This window comes from Ruegeria sp. ABM4_193, from assembly GCF_056158705.1.
This window is the reverse complement of sequence record NZ_JBSWTT010000001.1, coordinates 749,318-769,629: the sequence shown is the minus strand read 5'-3', so window position 1 is coordinate 769,629 and position 20,312 is coordinate 749,318. Positions and strand designations below refer to the sequence as shown.

Sequence of the window (20,312 nt, the reverse complement as noted above, 5' to 3'; positions counted from 1 at the left end):
CGTCAATCCGGTCTTATTCCAATGTCACATTTTGTGCATTTATGTATTTCCGTCCAGCCTCCATCGCCTGTCGCACGGCATCGCCGATAGGCAGGTGGCGGCTTTTGGCCAATTTGATCAGCATAGGAAGGTTGGCACCATAAAGAATGCGCCGGTCCTGAGGCGCACAGGCCCTCAGGCTGAGATTCGACGGGCTTCCGCCGAACAGATCGGTGACAACAACGACACCATCGCCCATGTCTACGCTATCCGCTGCCTGGCAGATCTCGGCTTGTTTGGCGTCACGGTCGTGTTCAGCTTCAATTGCAATGGCCACCAGACCGGGTTGCGGCCCAACGACATGCTGTGTGGCGGACAGGTATTCCTGAGCCAACCCCCCATGCGCAACGATCACAATTCCGATCAATCCGACCTCACATTCAACGTCCGGCGTTCCATTTCGCGATGCCTAATTGCCACTTGCTGGCCACCTTCGGCAAGGGCCTTTGCCACGGCTTCGGCCATTGCAACAGAGCGGTGTTGCCCCCCGGTACATCCAAAGGCCACAGACAGATGCGCTTTACCTTCGGCCCGAAATGCGGGCAACAAAAGATTTAGCAGATCCATGACACGTTCAAAAAACGGCAAATAGGTCGTGTCCGATTGCACATAGTGCGCGACATCCGGGTGTCGACCATCCGCTGCACGCAACTCGGGGCGCCAGTAGGGATTGGCAAGGAACCGGCAGTCGAACACCATATCCAGCCCGCGCGGCAGCCCGCGCTTATACGAGAAAGATTCGATCGAAACCGCCAGGTGCCGCCCATCCTTGGGGGCAAACCAGGTTTCAACCTCTTCGCGTAACTGATGCACGTTCAAAAGACTGGTGTCGATCAGCGTATCGGCAATCTCGCGGATCGGGGCCAGAAGTTCTTTTTCACGCCGGATGCCAGTTTCCGGGCTTGCATCTCTTGCGACCGGGTGACGGCGACGGGTTTCCGAAAACCGACGCAGCAGAACGTCATCACTGCAATCCAGATACAGAACCGTCAGATCCACTTGCGCCATACGACCCAGTTTTTCGGCCAACTCGATAAATCCGATTGTCGAAAAATCCCGATTGCGGGCATCAACGCCCAGCGCCATTGGACGGTCGCTTTCGGCGCTATCGAGCAGGCGCAGCAACAACCCCATCGGCAGGTTATCAATCGCCTCGAAGCCAAGATCTTCCAGTACGTGGATCGCGGTGGACCGGCCTGCGCCTGATGGGCCAGTGACCAATACGATCCGCCGTTGTGAAGTCATGTGTTCGGCCATTCCGCGTCTACACGCCCATTTTTTAGCAACTGCACTAATGCTGCTGCCAAATTGGGGACGCCAGCGCCCCGAAGCAAGGGAACAGTTTGCCTCAGGACTTGAACGGTGATCTGTTCGGGAAAACGCGCGGGCTCGCTCTGCGACAGATCCACGACATAGGTTACCGGAGTTGACTCGACCGCCGGGGTCTTGAGCAGGCCGATGTGGCGTGCTTCGATCAAGCCGCGCAGGTGTGGAACGGCGGACGCAATGACCCGCTCTTCGACCATTTCAAGGATCACACGATCATCTGAAACCAAGTCTGCCCCAAAGGCCATCATCTGCAAGGCCAACCCGGATTTACCTGTTCCAGAGGCACCGATGATCAACACGCCGCGCCCGTCAACCGAAACACAGGAGGCATGAACGCACGCCTTGTCCAGGTTTTTGGCGTCTGACAGCAAATTGGTTTGCATAGGTTAAACGGGCAGCCCCACCACGAAACGCGCGCCAAGAGGATCCGAGGTGATGTCGGCCTCGGTCGGGCGTATGTTTTCAGCCCAGATTACACCGCCATGGGCCTCGACAATCTGCTTTGAGATCGCAAGACCAAGACCAGAGTTATTGCCGAAATGCTCGGCCGGGCGCTGCGAGTAGAAACGCTTGAACACTTTGGTCAGCGCCTGTTCGGGAATGCCGGGGCCCGTATCCTCAACTACGACCAAAACGCGATTGTCGCGCTGACGAACCCAAACGCGAATGGCATCGCTTTCCTCGCAGAACGAAATGGCGTTGGTGATGAGGTTGACGAAAACCTGCGCCAGTCGGGCTTCGAGACCGTTGATGATGATCGGTTCAGATGGAAGGTCTGTAATGTAGTCGATGCCTTTGGAGCGTGCATCCTCGCCCAAATACTGACCCAGATTGCCCAGCAGCTTGAGAAGGTCAAAAGGTTGCTCTTCTTCTTTGACCAGCTCCGCATCCAGACGCGAGGCGTTCGAGATATCGCTGACCAGACGGTCCAGACGCCGGACGTCATGTTCAATCACATCCAGCAACTTGTCGCGCTGATCCTCGCGTTTGACCATACGCAGCGTGCCAACGGCGGATTGCAGGCTGGCCAAGGGGTTCTTGATTTCATGGGCCACGTCAGCGGCGAACTGTTCATTCGCGTCAATCCGATTGTAGAGCGCTGTCACCATACCCCGCAGCGCACGGCTGAGACGCCCAATTTCGTCCGGGCGCGCGCTAAGATCAGGAATGCGGATACGACCGGGGTTGACCCCTGTACCGCGGTCCTTGCCCATTTCAGCAGCCGCCGCCAGATCCGCCAGAGGGTTGGCGATTGTCGAGGCCAGCACAAGGCTCAGACCTACGGAAACCAGAAGGGCTACCACAAACATCTGAAGAATGCGTTCCTGTTCGCGGCGGGCCAGCGCGTCGATTTCCCCGGCTGGGCCGGTAATGGCAACCGCACCGGCTGGACTATCCGCATACAGGATCGGTGCGGCAGCAACGATCACCGTGTCCCCCGCGCTGTCTTGCACCGCTTGGACCTGCGCTTGCCCTTCCAGCGCCTGTGGAATAATCGCCTGAACCCGCTGGGCCAGCGTCGGAGATTCCGTCTCGGTCGACCAGTTGAACAGGTTGGACAGGCCAATCCACACCGCATGCAGCGTATCGCTGATGACAGTGCTGCCAGTTTGCACTTCGGACTCCGAACGAAGAAGCACGGGCATGTCAGAGATTTGTGGTGCGCCACGCGTCCAACCGATCAGAGTGCCGCTTGCGTCATAGACAAAGACTTCGCCGCCTTCGGGAAGTGTGAGCCCTGAAAGCGTATCCTTGACGTCCAAGTTGCCGGCATTTTGCGCCGAGGTTTGAGCGCCCTGTCGCAGCTGAGTTTCAAAGACATTGCTGACCAGCTGCGCGTCGCCCAGCAGATTGCGCGCGGTCTGCTGCACCTTTTCTTTACGCGAATTGTCCAGATACAGCAGCCCGGTGACCAGAATCACCAAGGCGATCAGATTGAAGGTGATGATCTTGCGGGCCAAAGGCGATCCACGCAGAGAAAACAGGTTCCTCCGGGATCGCTTTTCCCTCAGCTCGGCAAACTCGGGATCCTGGGGAATGACCCAGTCATCCCCAAGAACGACGTCGCCGTCGCGCAGTTCTCTGGCTTCTTCGGTGTCGCGCACGAGAGCCCATTACCTCTTGCAGGCGTCGCGCCTATTCTTCGTTGTACCGGTAACCGATACCATACAGGGTTTCGATCGCCGAGAACTCGGGGTCGGCTGCGCGCATTTTCTTGCGTAGGCGCTTAATGTGGCTGTCGATTGTCCTGTCGTCCACATAAACTTGATCGTCGTAAGCCACATCCATCAGCTGGTCACGGCTTTTGACAAAGCCCGGACGCTGGGCAAGCGCTTGTAACAACAAGAACTCTGTCACGGTCAGGGACACGTCATTCCCTTTCCAGCTTACTGCATGGCGCAGAGGATCCATCCGCAGGTCACCGCGTTCCATAACCTTGGTGTCACTGCTGTTGGCGGCCACTGCGTCGCCGCTTGTTGCCTCTTGCCGGCGCAACAACGCGCGGATGCGTTCAACCAGCAACCGCTGCGAGAACGGCTTTTTTACATAATCATCTGCGCCCATGCGCAGGCCAAGAACCTCGTCGATCTCGTCATCTTTCGAGGTCAGGAAGATCACTGGCATCTGCGTTTTCTGACGCAGCCGCTGCAGCAGATCCATGCCATCCATCCGAGGCATTTTTATATCGAGCACAGCCATATCCGGCAGCTTTTTGTTGAACGCATCCAACGCGGCCTGGCCATCATTAAAAGTTTCAACCTCAAAACCTTCGGCTTCAAGAGTCATGGATACGGACGTCAGAATGTTTCTATCGTCATCCACCAGTGCAATCTTTGACATCGGGCTCACCCCTATTCCTGCTCACTCGCGCAATAATTCGCTTATTTGTAAGGCATTGTTGGCGGTTTTAAGACGCCGAATCAATCCGTAACCTCGAATCGTGCCTTTGTTGCGGCAGGTCTGCGGCATATTTGCCTTTTTGCCCGCAAAAATCTGCCCGCTTTTCGAACATTGAATTTGTGGTGGCGCTAAACTCGGACTTGGTTGCGCTAACTGCGTCAACCCGCCTGTTCATGCCCCAAATGACCGTGATAAGACGCGCCCAGCCGCCGGTTTGCCCGGCTCACTGCCCCAATGGCGCTAACGGCCAAAGCCACGCGCCGCCACAGGAGAAGACACACATGACATCTGGACGGGTTAACCCGCAATTCCGCCTCGAAGATCAGGGCATCGAGGGTCTGGGCAATGTCTATTACAACTTCATGGAACCGGCGCTGATCGAAGAGGCGCTGAAGCGCGGCGAAGGGACACTTGGCAACGGCGGTGCGTTTCTGGTCACCACTGGCAAGTTCACCGGCCGCTCACCCAAGGACAAGCACGTCGTTAAAACCGACAGTGTCGTCGACACCATCTGGTGGGAAAACAACGCCGAAATGAGCCCCGAAGGCTTTGAAGCGCTGTACCAAGACATGCTGGCCCATATGAAAGGCCGCGACTACTTCGTGCAGGATCTCGTCGGCGGTGCTGACCCCGCATACGCGATCAACGTGCGTATGGTCACCGAGCTCGCCTGGCATAATCTTTTCATCCGCCACTTGCTGCGCCGCCCGGATCGCGAGGATCTGGATGATTTCACAGCCGACTTCACCATTATCAACTGCCCCAGCTTCCAGGCCGACCCGGCCAAGCACGGCTGCCGCAGTGAAACGGTGATTGCGCTGAACTTTGATCGTAAGCTGATTCTGATCGGTGGCACCGAATACGCGGGTGAAAACAAGAAATCCGTCTTCACTCTGCTGAACTACATGTTGCCGGAAAAAGGTGTGATGCCGATGCATTGCTCGGCCAACCATGCCGTTGGCAACCCGGTTGATACCGCCGTGTTCTTCGGGCTGTCAGGTACCGGCAAGACAACTTTGTCGGCTGACCCGGCCCGTGTTCTGATCGGGGACGACGAACACGGCTGGTCGGATCGCGGCACCTTCAATTTTGAGGGCGGCTGTTATGCCAAGACAATCAACCTCAACGCCGAGGCCGAGCCGGAAATCTACGCGACCACCAGTAAATTCGGCACTGTCATCGAGAACATGGTTTTCGACCCCGAGACCAAAGAGCTGGATTTCGACGACGATTCACTGACTGCCAACATGCGCTGCGCCTATCCGTTGGAGTATATCTCGAACGCATCCAGCAGCGCTTTGGGCGGCCATCCAAAGAACATCATCATGCTGACCTGTGACGCCTTTGGTGTTCTGCCTCCGATCGCGCGGCTGACCCCGGCGCAGGCGATGTATCACTTCCTGTCGGGCTTCACCTCGAAGGTTGCGGGGACCGAACGTGGTGTGACTGAGCCTCAGCCCACGTTCTCGACCTGCTTTGGCGCGCCATTCATGCCGCGCCGTCCGGAAGAATACGGTAACCTGTTGAGGGATAAGATCGCCCAGCATGGCGCGACCTGCTGGCTGGTGAACACCGGCTGGACCGGTGGTGCGTATGGCGTAGGAAGCCGGATGCCGATCAAGGCGACCCGCGCGTTGCTGACGGCAGCCCTGGATGGTTCGCTGCGCGATGCTGAATTCCGCAAAGACGCCAATTTCGGCTTTGATGTACCGGTTTCCGTACCCGGTGTCGCCGAGGTGCTGTTGGACCCGCGCCGCACTTGGGACGATCAGTCCGCGTTCGACAAACAAGCCGAGAAACTGGTTCAAATGTTTGCCGAAAACTTCGAACAATACCTGCCGTTCATCGACGACGATATCAAAGCCGTAGCGATTGGCTAACGCGGTACCGGATACAGAAACAAGGGGCCTGCGGGCCCCTTGTTCAATTCAGAAACCGCTCGTACAATCTACTCTTAGTTGTATGTTGCAAAAAGCACATACAAGTGCGTTGTTTCAAATTGCGATCTGGGGTACCTGTTAGTTTCGATAAGACGAAAAAGCCCGGCACATCAGCGCCGGGCATTGACTGAAAGGACTTTGTGGAAGCTCACTTGCGTACACTCACAACGCTGGGTTGAGCAACCTAATCAGGCACCTAGTCTAGGTAAAAGGGGATGAGTGTCAACATGGGACTCGCTGGTTTCTGAAAGGACTGGTGTGGCTCATATGGTCGCAGACCGGCGGCAGTTGGCTCAGGAAATTGCAGGTAAGAACATGACAGAAATCTCGAAACTCACCGAACTCCGCAAATTGATGCAAAGCATGGAGCGGACGCTTGGCCTGGAAAAACTATCTCCGGTTGAGCGCGACATTTATTACGCAGCGGAAGAACTCTCAAAATCTGATCAAGAAGTACGCACATTCGGTTTGATCGAACACACATTGGTCCAAAGCGTGTCGCGCCCGACCTTTTTTCGCGCGCTGAAGTCACTGGTTCAAAAAGGCTATCTTTCGCAAAGCGGCAGCGCCAACCGGGGGCGGTATATCGTTAATGCTCCCAGATGACGCCTGTTCAGCACGCACGGCCCAATAATGTCCGTGCGCGCTTGGGCAATTGATACATTTGCGGCCTCATCGGCCTATGTGGCGGCGTCATTCCTGACATTCGCCGTTCTGATGCCTCTTCAGAATATGTATTTCCCGGAATACCCAAGCCGGGCCAGCCTGCTGTTTCTGCCTCATGGCGTGCGGGTTCTTTCCGCATGGCTATTAGGGTGGCGGGCGATCTTTGCCCTGTTACCAGGGGTATTCATAGTCTTTGCTTATCTGGGGGGCACTGACGTTTTCCTACCCAGCCGCCTATTGGCCATTGCCATAGCTGTCACCACAGTTCCGGCAGTGTTTTATCTGTGCAAGGCCGTCGGATGGGACCTGTTCCCGCGTCCTGATCGCAAACCCTGCTGGGCCTGCGTCATGGGTGTCGGCATCATCACATCTTTTCTGGTTTCGGGCCTGACCAATCTGGCTTTCGGCAGTGCAACCGTCGAGTACATTGCCTTTTTGATCGGCGATATCTCGGGCTTGTTCTTCCTGATGCTGGGACTCTACTTTGCGTTCCGCTTCGCCGACAAACGTCGCGGCTGAGACATCAGCCCATCAGCCCGCGTCGCAGCAGGTTTAGTCCAGCCACCAACAACACAAACAGGGTCGCCTTGCGAAAGCTGGCCTGATCGATTCGGTCATGCAGCCTGATGCCGACCCACATCCCCACTAAGGCAGGAAGGATCAGGATAGCGGAAAACGGAAGCGTTTCTGCCCGCAAGATACCTGACCCCAAATGAGCGGCCAGCAACAGCACTGCGCCAAGACCATAAATAACGCCCTGAATGCGGATCTGTTCCTTTTTGGGTGTGTTCAAAGCCATCAGATAAGCAACAGTTGGCGGACCCCAAACACCGGACATACCGCCAGCAAAACCTGCAACTCCGCCCACAGCAGCCTCTATACGCGCGGATGGCTGGTTCAATACCAGCCGAACCCCCAAAACCTGAAACAAGCAAAAAACCGAAACCAAACCACCGATCAGAAGCAACGAAACCGAACTGGGGATCATGGTGACAAGCTGCGCGCTGAGAACCAACATGAGGCCCCCGACGATCAGAAAAACCCGAAAGCGCAGGATTGAAGAATACGCGGCCGTTGCGCCGCCGCGCAAAGCTTGCAGCCCGTTTGTCACGAGAGTTGGCAGTATAAGTCCGGCCAGGGTCAACTCGGGGGTCAGGAATGAATTCAACCCTGACACCATGACCATAGGCATGGCGAAACCAACAATGCCCTTGATCCAACCGGCAGCAAAAGCCACGGCCATAGCAAGCATCAGGTCTTGCGGAGAAAGAATGGAAAACAGGGACATACCCTCTAGATACCATTTAAGATTCCTTCTGCATTGCAAAAATGATCAGGTAATTTTTGAACTTTTTCGTAGCGTAATAAGTATTTTTGTTGCGCTGCACGTGCAGCATGATATGACCAGACGACCGAGGAAAGGACGCGATTCATGGCCCACGACGGACAAGATATGACCGAGATGACAAAAGCTGCAGTATTGCCCGATCTTCTGGAATTGACCCGTACCGCTGTGCCTGCGGTGGAGGCGGTATTTGAAAAAGCCCGCGAGTCCGTTCGCTCTATGGTTACTGCAGATGGGCGCGTCTCGGGCGCCCTGATCGAAGCGAACCAGACGGCTGCGCATGGCCTGGCTTGGCTGGCCACCTACGCTCAATCGCTGCAACAGATGCAACGCTGGGCCGAAGCGCTGCAAGCCGAAGGTAAGTTCGGCGAGGTTGAGCAGCTGCTGCACCAGATCGCTTTTGGCGAATATCTGCATCAGGTCGCTGGCGGCATTCCGATGAACCAGGGCGAAGTTGTACGCCTTCAGGATATGGGGCTGGGCTGGGACGCGCTGTCGGGCTTTCAATCGACCGAAGTTCAAACCCTGATGGCGCAGGCCAATTCTCAGGCTGCGCGCAGCCGCCTGGTTGAACTGATGCAGGACCAGGCCGGTGCCACCATGTTCGGTGCCTCTGGTCTGGACGAAGAACTTGAGATGATCCGCGATCAATTCCGCCGCTATGCGCAGGAAAAGGTCGAACCGCATGCCCATGAATGGCACCTGAAGGATGAGCTGATCCCGCTGGAGATCATCGAGGAACTGGCAGAAATGGGCGTGTTCGGCCTGACCATCCCCGAGGAATTCGGCGGGTTCGGCCTGTCCAAAGCCTCAATGTGCGTGGTGTCCGAAGAACTGTCACGCGGTTATATCGGCGTGGGCTCGCTGGGCACACGGTCCGAGATCGCGGCTGAGCTGATCATCGCAGGCGGCACGGACGAGCAGAAAGCCAACTGGCTGCCTAGACTGGCCAGCGCCGAGATCCTGCCCACCGCCGTGTTCACCGAGCCCAACACCGGATCGGACCTTGGCAGCCTGCGCACGCGCGCTGTGAAGGATGAAAACGGTGACTATAAGATCACCGGCAACAAAACCTGGATCACACACGCAGCGCGGACGCATGTGATGACTCTGCTGGCACGGACGAATCCCGACAGCACCGACCACCGCGGCCTGTCGATGTTCCTGGCAGAAAAGACCCCGGGCACCGACGAGAACCCATTCCCCACTCCTGGTATGACTGGTGGAGAGATCGAAGTTCTGGGCTATCGCGGCATGAAAGAATACGAGCTGGGCTTTGATGGCTTCCACGTCAAAGGTGAGAACCTGCTGGGCGGCGAAGAAGGCAAAGGTTTCAAGCAGTTGATGGAAACCTTCGAATCTGCCCGCATCCAAACCGCTGCCCGCGCCATCGGCGTGGCGCAAAGCGCGCTGGATATCGCCATGCAATACGCGATCGACCGCAAACAGTTCGGCAAGTCTCTGATCAACTTCCCGCGCGTCTCGGGCAAGCTGGCAATGATGGCGGTGGAAATCATGATTGCACGTCAGCTGACCTATTTCAGCGCGTGGGAAAAAGACCACGGCCAGCGTTGTGACCTGGAAGCTGGTATGGCCAAGCTTCTCGGCGCCCGTGTGGCCTGGGCCGCTGCCGACAACGGGCTGCAGATTCATGGCGGCAACGGTTTTGCACTGGAATACAAGATCAGTCGCGTTCTGTGTGACGCGCGCATTCTGAATATTTTCGAAGGGGCTGCCGAGATTCAAGCGCAGGTCATCGCACGCCGGCTGCTTGGCTAACGGTTTACGGCACCCCGTTTCCCCAACTGACCCGGCCATTGTGCCGGGTCTTTTTCTTTGTGTGGTGACTTTCCTGACGACACCGTCCACAATTCTTCAATGAACACAAAACGGAATGCATACGGCGCACCACCGCGCACAGGTTCACAACTCTGCAAACTTCCCCTTTGCATCTGTTTTGGTCGCCAGTAGAGCACCGAGCGAAACCAAACCCATCCGAGTGAGGGTGAACAAAATATGACCCGACGGATTATTGCGCTTTGGGCGATCCTTGCAGCATTTGTGCTGAGTGGCTGCTCCGTCAGTCAGCCAACCGCCACCCAAAGCGATATCGATGCGCTGGCAGAAGCCATCCTGTCACTCGGGCCTCAGGTTGATCCCGTCGAAGCGCAACAGGCCGCTACGATTTCGTACACCTATTCTCAGCAGTTGGCGCGGGAATGGAACATCACGGATCCAGCCATCATTCACAACGCCAAGATCGCAAACGGCTTTCGCGAGTATGGCTTGTGCAATGACTGGGCGCAGGCCATGACCGCGCGGTTGCGGCAGGAAAATTTCGACACGCTTGATTTGCATTGGGTCACGTCTCCGCCGACGCAGTTTCGCATTATACACCATTCGGCGTTGATCAGCGCCAAGGGGGATTCGATGCATGACGGGATCATCCTGGATCCCTGGCGCAACAGCGGCGCGCTGTATTGGGCACCCGTGCGTGAGGACACTAAGTACAACTGGAGGCCACGCCTTGAGGTGCGACAGGAATTGTTGAGCGGCGCGATCCCTTATTGAGGTTTTCCCACCCAATAAAATTGATTAAGACCCTATGATGACCCGCCTTATCCTTACGTTGCCCCTACTCGCCTTGTTCCAATGTGAAAAGGATGAAACCGTCGCCGCCTATGGCGCGGCGGGGCAAACATGGGTCCTGCAGGAAATCGATGGGCAGCCCTATGAAGCCAGCGCGTTGCTCCGGTTTCCCGAAGAAGGGAAAATCAACGGAAACGCCCCCTGCAACAGTTACAACGGCACACTGAATGCGCCCTACCCTTGGTTCGAGATCCAAGATCTGAGGGCAACGCGGGCCGCTTGTGCCGGGCTTGAAGCCGAAGGTATCTATTTTGCCGCTCTGATGGCCATGACCCAGTCCGAAGTATCGGGCAACGTGCTGATCCTACGCAATGAGGCGGAGCACGAAATGGTTTTCACAGCCGCCGAGTGACCTGATCCACAAACCGCGCCCTGGCTTCGGGCAAAGGATTGTGCCCAAGCGACGGTGCAACACGATTTTCCAGGAAATAGCCCGTCGTGCGCAGGGCTTCCGCGACTTCAAGATCGGGTGCCATACCCTCGCCCTTTAGGCAGGGTGGCAGCGGCAAAAGCTTGTCTGCCCACTCCCCGGCCCCATTTGCACTCACAGCGCGGCCCGTCTTAGGTGACACGTAAACCAGACCTTCGGTCGCGCCAGTCACGGCACAGGCCGTCAGATCAAGGCCAAAACCCAGTTCGTCCAGCAACGCCAATTCCCATCGCAGATATGCCAATGGCCAGATCTCATCCTGACCCAGCAGGTCCAACAACTGTTCCGTCCTCGCATAAAGCGCCGGATGTGGTTCGCGTTCAGGCAGACAAAATGACAATAGTGAAACAACTGCATTGAGCCCGGACAAGGCTAGCCGCCCTGAAAACGCCGCCGCCGCGCGGGACCGCAAAGGTTCGACCTGAAAAGTGCCGATATGTTCTTCCAAACGAGCGCGCCACAGTACGTCCAGTTGCGCGCCAGGTTGCAGGATGGGCGCGATCTTGCGACTGGTTCCGCCGCGCACCACACCGGCGTGACGCCCGTGCGCCTCGGTGAAGACCTCGATTATCGCCGCTGTTTCACCATGGCGTCGAGAAGTCAGGAGTATGCCGTGATCGCGCCAGTCCAAAAATCGACCTTCCTTCTGGTTAAGTTGGACCGCAGAAAATCCCAAGCGGGACAGGCACGCAAGGGCGTAAACTCTTCTAAATCTCCTGAGACGGATGTTCTTTTTTTCAAACCGCCATAGTTTTGCGACTTCGCGCCAGACGGCTTGTACGTGATCACCCACGCCCCACTTGCAGTTCAAACAGAAGGGGCCGCGCTATGACTGATGACGAACCACAACCCGTCGCCTTTTACGACGAACACAAAATCTGGACGCCTGATCCAACAGCTGCCGATATGCAGGTGTATGACACCTTTGCCTCGGCTGTTGTGGATTTATTGCAGGTGTTGGATGACAACAAACCCATGTTGTCAAGGGACGTCTACGCACGCTTTTTTGCGTCTCTGCTACATCTGTCCAGAGTGTTGGGCGAATATGAAGATGGATGGAGCCGGGGAAAATAGCTTGGTCAGTGACTGTGAATAAACTGTTGGGCTAATACCCAAGGTCGTACTGCGCCTGTGGCATTTCAAGAAACACGTTGCACCAGCGTAACTCGGGCATTAATGTTCTCTATATGTTCCATTAGAGGATTTCAGCAATGTCACTTAACTATGTCATGATCGGTTCTAACGACGTTGTTAACGCGCGCACGTATTATGACGCGGTTGTGTCCAGTATAGGCGGCAAAGTCGTCGCCGAATATATGCCTCATGCCGTCTGCTACGAACTGCGAGGCGGTGGATGCATGTGGGTAGCGACGCCGTTCAACCAAGAGGCCGCCACAGTTGGAAATGGCAATATGGTTGGCCTTGCATGCCAAGGCAAAGAAGAAGTGAAAGAAGCACATGCAGCCGCTTTGGCCAATGGCGGAACAAACGAGGGTGATCCGGGTGATCGCCCGCAATATGGTCCCAATTTCTTCGGCGCCTACGCGCGCGACCCGGACGGAAACAAGATGAGTTTTGTTTACCTTGGTGAAGACGGCTGACTGCTCAAACCAAGTTTTGCATCGGCTTTACAGTCTGGCAGGGAGTTTACTCCAACCCATCTTCATCCAGTAAATGCCGTCCTTGCCGGTCTTCGACCTCGATCACCCAGAGGTCAGGATCAAAGCTGCGTTGTTTGGCAATGGCGGCATCCACATCCGTCTCAGTCCCGCTGGACAGTTCGACCCATTTGCGCGCGCCGGACATCAGGTCAAAGCTGCGTTGAAAAGCAATTGCCTGCCCGTCCAGCGTATTGAGCTTCACCAGAACGGCCCCAGCGGTGTCGTCACCATGGGCCACAACAAACGCCGGGATTTCCTGAAACCGAAGCCGCGCCAGATAGGCGTGGACCCAGAATTCAGCAGTTAACCGGGTCATGCGTTGCCGTCTTTGAAGTCCAGACCCATTTCTGAATACCGCTCGGACTCTTCCAACCAGTTGGGCCGGACTTTCACTTGCAGAAACAGGTGAATCTTACGGTCCAGGAATTCTTCCAACTCGGCCCGCGCCGCTTGACTGACCGCTTTGATTGTCTCGCCGCGCTTGCCCAGAACGATGCCCTTGTGGCCGTCGCGCATGACGTAGATGACTTGATCGATCTTTGCCGAACCGTCTTTACGCTCTTCCCAGTTTTCAGTCTCGACAGTCAGCTGGTACGGCAGTTCCTGATGCAGGCGCAGAGTCAGTTTTTCGCGCGTCATTTCAGCCGCGATCATGCGCAAAGGCAGATCGGCGATCTGATCTTCGGGATAAAGCCACGGACCTTCGGGCAGCTCCCCGGCCAGCCATTTGCGCAAATCGTCTACACCATGGCCCTTTTCGGCCGAGATCATGAAGGTCTCGGCAAACGGATAGCGGGCGTTCAGGTCGCTGGTCAGCGCCAGCAGTTTTTCGGACGGCACCTTGTCGATCTTGTTGATCGCCAGCGCGATGGTCCGGCCCTGCCCGATCTCGTCCAGACCTTCGAGGATGCGTTCAACCCCTTCGGTGATACCGCGATGCGCCTCGACCATAAGCACAACAACATCCGCATCCGCGGCCCCACCCCAGGCAGCCGCGACCATGGCGCGGTCCAAGCGGCGGCGGGGCTTGAACAGGCCCGGCGTGTCGACAAACACCAGCTGCGCGTCACCCTCCATCGCGACGCCACGAATGCGCGCGCGCGTGGTTTGCACCTTATGCGTCACGATCGAGACCTTGGCCCCGACCATGCGGTTCAAAAGGGTGGATTTGCCCGCATTGGGCTCTCCGATCAGGGCGGTAAATCCGGCGCGTGTGGTCATATATCTGGCGTTCCTGTGTGCAATTGCGCTCTGCTATAGCAGAAAGGGCCTGCGGGCCAGAGGGATTTGTCGCATTGCAGCCATGCATCAGTAGTGGCAGGACTTGCACCGACACCCAGCCGTTCCCAGCCCGGTGACACATCCGTTCAGTGAGGTCCTTATGAAACGTCGCGAGTTTCTTCTTGGAAGCGGTGCTGCCGCTGGCGTGGCCGGTTTAGGCGGTTTGTCCATGGCAGCCACTGGGTCCGCGGAAGAGCTGGTGCTGCAGCCTGCCAGCTACAGGTTGCGCGATCAACTAACCACCGGGATGGTCAGCTTGTCGCCGGACGCACCGCCACAGGTTCTTTATGGAAAGCAGGGTCAGAGGATGCGGCTGACGGTGCGCAATACTCTGCCCGACTATACCGCGATGCACTGGCACGGATTGCGCATCGCCAACGAAATGGACGGCGTGCCCTACCTGACCCAAATGCCCATCGGCGAAGGCGAGAGCTTTGCCTATGAATTCACGCCACCGGACGCCGGGACGTACTGGTACCACCCGCATTGCATGACGATGGACCAGATGGCCCACGGCCTGACCGGTGTCATGGTGATTGCCGAGCCCGAAAACCCCGGCTTTGACAGTGAGCAAGTGATCAATCTGCGCGATTTCCGGCTGGATGAAGAGGGTGCGTTTCTGCCCGCTTACACAGCGCGCGGCGCTGCGCGTAGCGGTACGTTTGGCAATATACAGACTGCAAACTGGCTGACCGAAGCTGTGTATGATCATGCGGCGGGCAGTCTTGTGCGGCTGCGCGTGGTCAACACTGACACAACCCGCATCTACAAACTGCATCTTGAAGGGGCTGAGGCCCGGATCATCGCATGGGACGGGCATCCGGTTGAGGTTGACCTGGCTCTACCCACAGCGGACGCGCCCCTTTGGATAGGGCCCGGACAGCGTGTGGATCTAGCGGTCCGGATGCCTGATGGAGAAGGTCAATCTGCAGCCGTGATGGCGAAGTTTCCCGGACAAAAGCCCCGAGCCATGGCGCGTTTGCGGGCAACAGGTCAATCAGAATCCCGCACCTTGGAAGAGCTGCATCCTTTGCCTGCAAACCCTGTACAACGACCCAATCTGGATCAGGCAAAACTGCACGAGTTCGTATTCGGTTGGACGCCCGAAGGAGGTGCCCCAAACGACGGGTTTTGCGGGTCGCTGGGTTATAGCTTTTGGTCCATCAACCGCACACCGTGGCCCGGGGATGCAGCACAGGGGACCGGACCGTTGGCCGTGCTGAAGCAGGGTAAAAGTTATGTTCTGCGAATGCGCAATAAATCACCGAACCTGCATCCGATCCACCTGCACGGGTTGGCGTTTGTGCCGTTGAAGTCGAACCTGCGCAAGCTGCCGACATTGATGACCGATACGTTTCTTCTGTTGAAAGATGAAGTCGTCGAAATTGCGCTGGTTGCCGACAATCCCGGCGACTGGGCGTTTCATTGTCATGTGATCGAGCATCAGAAAACCGGGCTGGCCGGGTTCATCCGGGTGGAATGAATTTAATCCAGCGTTGAAATGTCCAGCGCCAACACGTGGTTCGGATAGGATTGGTCTCCGATCCGAAAATCCGTGACGCCGACCTGCCGAAATCCCTTGGACTGATAGAAATCGATGGCGGGTGTGTTTTCGGAATTTGTTGTCAGCCAGATCTCACTCCGACCTTTATCGCGGCAATAGTCAATCGCCACGTGCAACAAGGCCGAACCGATGCCCTTACCATGGTGGCGCGGCTGCACGTAGAACGTCGCGATCTCGAGACCGAAAAGCCCGTCAACAGGAGCGACACGGCCTTCGGACACCCGAATGTAGCCATCAATGCCGTCACGGTTTTCCGAGACCACCAGAAGGTCATTCCCGTCCTCGACAATCGCTTCGAAACGGGCTGTTGTAAACTCGGCCAGAGCGAACTCGGCGAAGAACGAACTCACGCCATGTCGCAAGTAAGTACCGATCCAGACTTCAATGGACAAAGCAGCCAGACTGGCAGCGTCTGCCTTTTGCGCTGGCCTGATCTTCATGTCCCTAAGAAGAACCGGGGGGATTCAGCTGTTCCAACAAAGCCTTAGCCGCCGCCTGCTCGGCTTGCCGTTTGGATCCCGCAGTGGCTTGTGCCTCGGTTCCATCCTGAAGACGGGCAGCAATGGTGAAGATCGGCGCATGGTCAGGGCCGCTGCGTTTGATCTCGACATATAAGGGCGGTTTTTGACCACGGGCCTGCGCCCATTCCTGCAACGACGTTTTGGCGTCGCGCGCGTCGGCCTCGACCGTGTGGATGCGGTCGCCCCAAAGGGCCAGGATTACATCGCGCGCGGCCTCGAACCCTGCGTCGCGGTAGATAGCGGCAATCACGGCTTCCATTGCGTCGCCCAACAGGGCTTGTTTGCGGCGGCCACCAGACAACATCTCGGACCGGCCCAGCTTCAGCACCCCGCCCAGATCGATCTGGCGGGCCACATCGGCGCAGGCCTCTTTCCGGACCAGCGCGTTGAACCGGGGGGCCAATTGGCCTTCGGATGCTGTTTTGTCGGCCTCAAGCAAAGCCGTTGCCATGACAAGGCCCAGAACGCGGTCGCCCAGAAATTCGAGCCGTTGATTATCGGGCCGAGTGGACGACGAGACCGAACCATGTGTCAGCGCACGTACCAGCAATTCAGGATTGGCGAACTCATACCCCAAACGCTGCTGGAACGCCTTTATTTCAGCCGAAAGCTTCAATTGACCGCCTTGAAGAACCGGTCACCGCGCCAGGTCCAGAAGAACAGCATCGACCGGCCTGCAGATGAGAACATGATGCGATCAGCCCGACCGATCAGGTTTTCGTACGGCACATAGCCCACGCCACCCGCAGATTGTGGAAGGCGGCTGTCGGCAGAGTTGTCGCGGTTGTCACCCATAAAGAAGTAGTGGCCTTCGGGCACGTTGTAGATGCCGGTGTTGTCCGACCCCTGATTCCCGATATTCAGCACATCATACGATACGCCGTTGGGCAAAGTTTCAATCAGGCGCGATTTTTCGCATGCACCACCGATGCCAACGGGCCCGTTTTCACAGCGCGGACGCAGACGTTGCGGGCCTTGCGGCGCGGCAACTTCAGTGAAGACGCCATCGGGTTGCTGTGGAACCGGAACATCGTTCAGGATGATCTGACCTTCCCGAACCTGGATACGATCACCCGGCAGACCAATCAAACGCTTGATATAGTCGCGGCCCGTGACCGGATGGCGGAAAACGATGACATCGCCGCGCTCGGGCTCACCGCCCCAGATGCGGCTGTCACCGTCACCCTGCATCCAGCCGCAGATATCCTCGGCATCCACGTTCAGACCAACGCTGGGGATGATCAGGCTGGGACAGGACGCGTAGGAATACCCATAGGTCATCTTGTTTACGAAAAGGAAATCACCGATCAGCAGCGTTTCCTTCATCGAGCCCGAGGGGATCCAGAATGGCTGAAAGAAGAGGGTGCGGAATACGCCCGCGATCAGCAGAGCATAGACGACGGTTTTGATCGTCTCCCAAACGGGATTTCCGGTTTTGGCTTCCTCGGCCATACTGCTCTCTCCAGTCTATGCGTGGTTGGGGTGCTACATGCGGGTCAGGTGGGGGCAAGTCAAGGCTGCGCGGGCGCTTCTTGAAGCGGACGGGCCTCGATCACCACAAAGGCTTGTGCCCAGGGATGGTCATCGGTCAGCGTCACGTGGATGATCGCCTCGTGCCCGTCTGGGGTCATTTCCTTAAGGCGCTCGGCGGCCCAGCCGGTGACATGCATGACCGGCTGGCCTGTACGTAGATTGGTGACAGCCATATCCTTCCATGCGATGCCCATGCGCAGTCCGGTGCCCAGCGCCTTAGAGCACGCCTCTTTCGCCGCCCAGCGCTTGGCATAGGTGCCAGCTGTATCGTGGCGGCGCTCGGCTTTGCGCTGTTCGGTATCAGTAAAGACACGATTGCGGAACCGGTCGCCGAAGCGATCAAGCGTGCCCTGGATGCGGTCGATGTTTGCAAGGTCTGTGCCGATGCCGAGGATCATGAAAACCGCACCGTCAATATCTTGTAGCTCGCAACGCCAAAGAACCCGGCAAAGGCGAAATCGAACCAGCGGCGGGCGCGGCGGTAGGTGCGGACCATGCGTTCGGATGAAAACAAAAACGCGTACCCGATGAAAATCAGCAGCGATCCGGCATAAAGCATGGCGAAATAGCCCAACAGCATCGACAGGCTGGCATCATTGGGCGCGACAATGGCATAGATGGAGCCCCAGCTTAGGATCGCTTTGGGATTGGTCAGGTGGATCGCAGCGCCTTTGGCAAAGATCGTCGGCAGCGAACCAGTGACAGGTTTGCCCAAAGCGACTTCGTCCGAGGTCATCGCGCGGCGCAGGGCCTTGAAGGCCAGCCAGCCAAGATAGGCCATACCGATGTACCGGATCACTTCGAACACCCAGACATTGGCCAGCATGATCGCCGACAAACCCAGCGCAGCGGCTATGCCCCAAGCAGCAGATCCGGCACAGATGCCCAGCGCAAAGACCAGGCCGGCGCGGCGGCCTTCGTTCATCGCAGTTCCGGCAATACCCATCGTGGCAGGCCCTGGAGAGCCGCCAGCCATCAGCCAGGCCAGCCAGATGGCGACGAAGCCGGGCGTGATCACGCGCGGGCCTCGTCCATCAGGCGGCGCATTTCCTGAATGGCGGGGGTGAGGCCCAGAAAGATCGATTCACCAATCAGGAAGTGACCGATATTCAGCTCTTTCACTTCGGGGAAGGCGGCAATCGGTTGTACGGTGTCATAGGTCAGGCCGTGACCCGCATGAACCTCAAGCCCCAGAGAGTGGGCAAAGGTGGACATTTGGCGCAGCGCTTCAAGCTCGCGGGCGGCGTCTTCCATACGACCTTCGGCATGTGCATCGCAATATGCGCCTGTGTGCAGCTCGATCACCTCTGCACCAATGCGATGTGCAACCTCGATCTGGCGTTGATCGGCAGCAATGAAGATCGACACGCGGCAGCCGACGTCGCGCAGGGGCGCGATGAAATGGGCCAGTTTGTTTTCCTCGCGCGCAACTTCCAGACCGCCTTCTGTGGTGCGCTCCTCGCGCTTTTCCGGGACGATGCAAACCGCATGGGGTTTGTGGCGCAGAGCAATTTTCTGCATCTCGTCTGTTGCGGCCATTTCAAAGTTCAATGGCACCGACAGAACCTCCATCAGCCCGTCGATGTCAGCGTCCGAGATATGGCGACGGTCTTCGCGCAGGTGGGCGGTGATGCCGTCGGCTCCTGCCTCTTCCGCCAGTTTGGCGGCGCGCAGCGGATCGGGATAAGCCCCACCCCGTGCATTTCGCACGGTGGCGACGTGATCGATGTTCACACCCAGACGCAGATCGTTCTCAGACATCTCTCGATTCCTTTTTCAGTTTCGCGGCGGAGCCTAGTGGCTTTGCCTCAGGAACGGCAGTCGATTTTTCAGCCAAACGTTTGATTTCCTCAAACTTCGCTTTGATCCTGGCGCGGCGGCGTTGTTGATATGTGAGGATCAGCGGCAGGCTGAGGTAATAGCAGATCACACCGGCCACAATGCCAGGAATGATGCCGCCAATCATATAGGGGAAAAAGACGTCATCGTAGAACTGGTCCAGCCCACGCCAGTCTGCCACGCGGTCGGTGAACAAGGCCAGAAAGTTGTTCTTTAGGTCACCAATGGCATCGGCGAACTTCCCCATCAGCCCCTGAGTGTCACCCTCTTCGTACTTGGTGCCCAAAAGAAAATGCCCGGTTTGAAGGCAGATGACACCGATTGGCACGTAAGTCAGTGGATTTCCAAAAAACGTACCGCTGAGCGCCGCCAGGATATTCCCCTTGATCAGACGCGCGCCAATGGCTGCGACCAGGAAATGCAGCCCATAGAAAGGGGTAAAGGCCGCAAAAACCCCCGCGCCGATACCACGCGCAATTCGGTCAGGGGTGTCGGGCAGACGGCGGACACGATGTTTGACATAGTGAAAAGCGCGGGTCCACCCGCCACGCGGATAGACAAACTCCGACGCGACTTGGACGGCAGAGCGTCGGTCTCGGCGCTTGAATACCACG

At 57.2% G+C, this 20,312-nt stretch carries 25 protein-coding genes; 9 read left to right on the top strand and 16 right to left on the bottom strand.

Going from position 1 to position 20,312, the window contains the following annotated elements:
* Positions 1–13: 13 nt before the first annotated feature.
* The 5 genes from ACXADZ_RS03880 to ACXADZ_RS03860 are packed head-to-tail and all read right to left on the bottom strand — an operon-like array spanning position 14 to position 4,209.
* Positions 14–406 carry a PTS sugar transporter subunit IIA gene (locus tag ACXADZ_RS03880; protein ID WP_171096064.1) on the bottom strand — a complete coding sequence of 131 codons (393 nt, stop codon included), beginning with the start codon at positions 404–406 and terminating at the stop codon, positions 14–16.
* Positions 403–1,296 carry an RNase adapter RapZ gene (gene rapZ, locus ACXADZ_RS03875; protein ID WP_475192753.1) on the bottom strand — a complete coding sequence of 298 codons (894 nt, stop codon included), beginning with the start codon at positions 1,294–1,296 and terminating at the stop codon, positions 403–405. Before rapZ ends, ACXADZ_RS03880 begins: the two co-directional genes overlap by 4 nt.
* On the bottom strand, positions 1,281–1,751 hold the full coding sequence (locus tag ACXADZ_RS03870) for an HPr kinase/phosphorylase (RefSeq protein WP_475192752.1): 471 nt from the start codon (positions 1,749–1,751) through the stop codon (positions 1,281–1,283). The genes rapZ and ACXADZ_RS03870 overlap by 16 nt, the downstream gene beginning before the upstream one ends.
* Positions 1,752–1,754: 3 nt before the next feature.
* Entirely contained in the window at positions 1,755–3,473 is a 1,719-nt protein-coding gene (locus tag ACXADZ_RS03865; protein ID WP_475192751.1) for an ATP-binding protein, read from the bottom strand.
* A 31-nt stretch (positions 3,474–3,504) separates the two neighbouring features.
* A complete protein-coding gene (locus tag ACXADZ_RS03860; protein ID WP_475192749.1) occupies positions 3,505–4,209 on the bottom strand; it encodes a response regulator transcription factor in 705 nt (234 codons plus the stop codon).
* Positions 4,210–4,550: 341 nt separating this feature from the next.
* Between ACXADZ_RS03860 and ACXADZ_RS03855 the strand changes: the two genes are divergently transcribed.
* The 3 genes from ACXADZ_RS03855 to ACXADZ_RS03845 all read left to right on the top strand — a co-directional run bounded on the left by ACXADZ_RS03855 (position 4,551) and on the right by ACXADZ_RS03845 (position 7,394).
* A complete protein-coding gene (locus ACXADZ_RS03855; protein WP_475192748.1) occupies positions 4,551–6,149 on the top strand; it encodes a phosphoenolpyruvate carboxykinase in 1,599 nt (532 codons plus the stop codon).
* A gap of 279 nt (positions 6,150–6,428) precedes the next feature.
* Complete coding sequence (locus ACXADZ_RS03850; protein WP_256367976.1) at positions 6,429–6,815, top strand: hypothetical protein; 387 nt, start codon at positions 6,429–6,431, stop codon at positions 6,813–6,815.
* 27 nt (positions 6,816–6,842) lie between these two features.
* Positions 6,843–7,394 carry a hypothetical protein gene (locus tag ACXADZ_RS03845; protein ID WP_171096076.1) on the top strand — a complete coding sequence of 184 codons (552 nt, stop codon included), beginning with the start codon at positions 6,843–6,845 and terminating at the stop codon, positions 7,392–7,394.
* Between the two features lie 4 nt (positions 7,395–7,398).
* On the opposite strand, the gene ACXADZ_RS03840 is transcribed toward ACXADZ_RS03845, so the two are convergent.
* Positions 7,399–8,163 (bottom strand): sulfite exporter TauE/SafE family protein, encoded by a 765-nt coding sequence (locus tag ACXADZ_RS03840; protein WP_475192746.1) that lies wholly within the window; start codon positions 8,161–8,163, stop codon positions 7,399–7,401.
* Between the two features lie 144 nt (positions 8,164–8,307).
* Between ACXADZ_RS03840 and ACXADZ_RS03835 the strand changes: the two genes are divergently transcribed.
* The 3 genes from ACXADZ_RS03835 (at position 8,308) to ACXADZ_RS03825 (ending at position 11,221) form a co-directional block, all read left to right on the top strand.
* The gene (locus tag ACXADZ_RS03835; protein ID WP_171188949.1) at positions 8,308–9,999 is read left to right on the top strand and encodes an acyl-CoA dehydrogenase family protein; all 1,692 of its coding nucleotides are present in this window, start codon (positions 8,308–8,310) and stop codon (positions 9,997–9,999) included.
* Between the two features lie 237 nt (positions 10,000–10,236).
* Complete coding sequence (locus ACXADZ_RS03830; protein ID WP_475192744.1) at positions 10,237–10,791, top strand: hypothetical protein; 555 nt, start codon at positions 10,237–10,239, stop codon at positions 10,789–10,791.
* Positions 10,792–10,828: 37 nt separating this feature from the next.
* Positions 10,829–11,221 (top strand): META domain-containing protein, encoded by a 393-nt coding sequence (locus ACXADZ_RS03825; protein WP_475192742.1) that lies wholly within the window; start codon positions 10,829–10,831, stop codon positions 11,219–11,221.
* Here ACXADZ_RS03825 and recO read toward each other — a convergent pair.
* A complete protein-coding gene (gene recO / locus ACXADZ_RS03820; protein ID WP_475192741.1) occupies positions 11,205–11,930 on the bottom strand; it encodes a DNA repair protein RecO in 726 nt (241 codons plus the stop codon). The genes ACXADZ_RS03825 and recO overlap by 17 nt on opposite strands.
* A 197-nt stretch (positions 11,931–12,127) precedes the next feature.
* Here recO and ACXADZ_RS03815 point away from each other — a divergent pair, with 197 nt between their 5' ends.
* Together ACXADZ_RS03815 and ACXADZ_RS03810 are read left to right on the top strand one after the other, a co-directional pair.
* A complete protein-coding gene (locus ACXADZ_RS03815; RefSeq protein ID WP_171096088.1) occupies positions 12,128–12,373 on the top strand; it encodes a hypothetical protein in 246 nt (81 codons plus the stop codon).
* Between the two features lie 137 nt (positions 12,374–12,510).
* Entirely contained in the window at positions 12,511–12,900 is a 390-nt protein-coding gene (locus tag ACXADZ_RS03810; protein ID WP_475192740.1) for a VOC family protein, read from the top strand.
* 46 nt (positions 12,901–12,946) lie between these two features.
* On the opposite strand, the gene ACXADZ_RS03805 is transcribed toward ACXADZ_RS03810, so the two are convergent.
* Positions 12,947–13,276, bottom strand: a complete 330-nt coding sequence (locus tag ACXADZ_RS03805; protein WP_475192739.1) for a DUF1491 family protein — start codon at positions 13,274–13,276, stop codon at positions 12,947–12,949.
* A complete protein-coding gene (era, locus tag ACXADZ_RS03800) occupies positions 13,273–14,181 on the bottom strand; it encodes a GTPase Era (protein ID WP_475192737.1) in 909 nt (302 codons plus the stop codon). The genes ACXADZ_RS03805 and era overlap by 4 nt, the downstream gene beginning before the upstream one ends.
* A gap of 160 nt (positions 14,182–14,341) precedes the next feature.
* On the opposite strand from era, the gene ACXADZ_RS03795 reads away from it, so the two are divergent.
* Positions 14,342–15,724, top strand: a complete 1,383-nt coding sequence (locus ACXADZ_RS03795) for a multicopper oxidase family protein (protein WP_475192736.1) — start codon at positions 14,342–14,344, stop codon at positions 15,722–15,724.
* Positions 15,725–15,726: 2 nt separating this feature from the next.
* On the opposite strand, the gene ACXADZ_RS03790 is transcribed toward ACXADZ_RS03795, so the two are convergent.
* Genes ACXADZ_RS03790 through ACXADZ_RS03760 form a run of 7 tightly spaced genes read right to left on the bottom strand, consistent with a single transcriptional unit; the run spans position 15,727 to position 20,311 of the window.
* Positions 15,727–16,245 (bottom strand): N-acetyltransferase family protein, encoded by a 519-nt coding sequence (locus tag ACXADZ_RS03790; RefSeq protein ID WP_475192735.1) that lies wholly within the window; start codon positions 16,243–16,245, stop codon positions 15,727–15,729.
* Between the two features lie 4 nt (positions 16,246–16,249).
* A complete protein-coding gene (rnc, locus tag ACXADZ_RS03785; protein ID WP_475192733.1) occupies positions 16,250–16,942 on the bottom strand; it encodes a ribonuclease III in 693 nt (230 codons plus the stop codon).
* Positions 16,939–17,778, bottom strand: coding sequence for a signal peptidase I (lepB, locus tag ACXADZ_RS03780; RefSeq protein ID WP_475192732.1), 840 nt, complete (start codon positions 17,776–17,778; stop codon positions 16,939–16,941). Before lepB ends, rnc begins: the two co-directional genes overlap by 4 nt.
* Positions 17,779–17,837: 59 nt before the next feature.
* On the bottom strand, positions 17,838–18,257 hold the full coding sequence (gene acpS / locus ACXADZ_RS03775) for a holo-ACP synthase (RefSeq protein WP_171096103.1): 420 nt from the start codon (positions 18,255–18,257) through the stop codon (positions 17,838–17,840).
* Positions 18,254–18,877, bottom strand: a complete 624-nt coding sequence (locus tag ACXADZ_RS03770) for a LysE family translocator (RefSeq protein ID WP_475192731.1) — start codon at positions 18,875–18,877, stop codon at positions 18,254–18,256. Before ACXADZ_RS03770 ends, acpS begins: the two co-directional genes overlap by 4 nt.
* Positions 18,874–19,620 (bottom strand): pyridoxine 5'-phosphate synthase, encoded by a 747-nt coding sequence (locus ACXADZ_RS03765; protein ID WP_475192729.1) that lies wholly within the window; start codon positions 19,618–19,620, stop codon positions 18,874–18,876. The genes ACXADZ_RS03770 and ACXADZ_RS03765 overlap by 4 nt, the downstream gene beginning before the upstream one ends.
* On the bottom strand, positions 19,613–20,311 hold the full coding sequence (locus tag ACXADZ_RS03760; RefSeq protein ID WP_171096108.1) for a DUF2062 domain-containing protein: 699 nt from the start codon (positions 20,309–20,311) through the stop codon (positions 19,613–19,615). Before ACXADZ_RS03760 ends, ACXADZ_RS03765 begins: the two co-directional genes overlap by 8 nt.
* Position 20,312: the final 1 nt, after the last annotated feature.